Here is a 1,620-nt window from a genome sequence, read left to right on the forward strand (position 1 = left end):
TAGTGGTAATATTCTATTTGTTATATTAGATACAGTTTCTGCACTTATATCAACTCCATATAACTCTTTTATTTGCTCTGATATCTGACTTACGGACAGTTATTAACCATTTAATTGGAAATTTGCATTTTGACAAAAAAATTATTTTGAAAAATATAAAAAACCACCTTTTTTATTGTAAAATAAATTTTGCGCAAATAATTTACAAATGAAAGGTGGTTTATTTATGATCAACGATCAAGAATATATTACTACAGAATTAAAAAAAACACTAGAAAAAATGATAATTTTATCTGTTCCTCGCTTAAATAATTTAATTGCAATGATTATTGGAATAATATGTTCACAATCAGTTGTTTTATCTAAGATATCTCAAGAATTAAAAGATTGCTATTCTTCTGGAACTGAAGAAAGTAAAATAAAGAGATTACAAAGATTTTTAAGTAATAAAGCTATTGATCCTGAAAGGCTTTATGAATTTTTTGCATATAAGTTATTACAAAAATATAAATTTAAGTCAAAATCACTATATATAATATTTGATCATACAACAATAGATGATAGATTTTTAATACTTCAATTTTCATTAAAAGTAGGAAAAAGAGCTGTTCCCCTTTGGTTTAAATTATTTAAATATAAGCAGGATAGTAATAAAGATTTTATACATGTAAAAGAAGGTCTTAGATTTTTACATAAAATATTAACTCCTTATGAATTTGATGTTACTATTCTTGCAGATAGAGGATTTAAGAGTATTGATTTATTTAGTTTTATAGATGAAGAACTTAAATGGAAATATTGTATTAGATGCACAAAAGATTTAGGAATATTCATTGACGGAAAAAATAAAATAAAAAATTTGAATGATATAATTCCTAGAAAAAATGCTACAAAACATTTTTATAATGTAAAGTTAACATCTAAAAAAATACATTTGTAATATGGCAGTATGTAAAGCACAAGATGCTGAAGATACCTGGTTTATTGCTAATAATCTTTCCGCCCCTTATGCAATAAGAGAATACAAAAAAAGATTTGATATTGAAGAAATGTTTAGGGATTTTAAGAGTAGTGGTTTTAATTTAGAAGATACCTGGAGTAATAATATACACTATGCTAAAATGTTATATTTTTGTGTTTGTATAGCTTATTCATATATGATTTCTCTTGGTATTTCATGTTCTAAAGATAAGAAAAATAACTTACTAGGAGCAACAAAAAATATTAAAGGAAATAAAATTAGAATTTATAGTATATTTACTAGTGGACTTAAATGGTTTAAAAGAGCTTATTATTCTTGTAGGAAAAAATATCACTTAAAAACTTGTTTTACCTTGTATCAAAGCTGATACATCTATTTCCATTGACAAGGTGATTATAGTAATAATAGAAACTTTGTTTTACTTTTTTATACTTAAATTCAATAAAAATGAACATGATTAAAAACTCAATTCCATAATGATTTAAAATGTAAATTATAATGGAATTTTTTCAATAATATTGATAATAACTGTCCGTAAGTCAGGCTCTGATATATCTCTAGTTGTCATTCCGGTAGCATAAAGCCCTAAGATTTTATCTTCAATGCCATTCACAGAACGCTGGTGTTTAGGTACTATT

The 1,620-nt window shown here is 24.4% G+C and carries 1 protein-coding gene and 1 pseudogene; both read left to right on the plus strand.

The genetic code is table 11. The features are described from left to right. Window positions 1–226 precede the first annotated feature (226 nt). Window positions 227–940, plus strand: a complete 714-nt coding sequence (locus BM384_RS18425; protein ID WP_242946113.1) for a transposase — start codon at window positions 227–229, stop codon at window positions 938–940. Window positions 941–965: 25 nt separating this feature from the next. Further along, a pseudogene (locus tag BM384_RS18430) lies at window positions 966–1,094 on the plus strand (transposase); the annotation flags it as partial. Window positions 1,095–1,620 lie beyond the last annotated feature (526 nt).

This window comes from Clostridium sp. DSM 8431 (assembly GCF_900116755.1).
In the GTDB taxonomy this organism is placed as follows: Bacteria; Bacillota; Clostridia; order Clostridiales; family Clostridiaceae; genus Clostridium.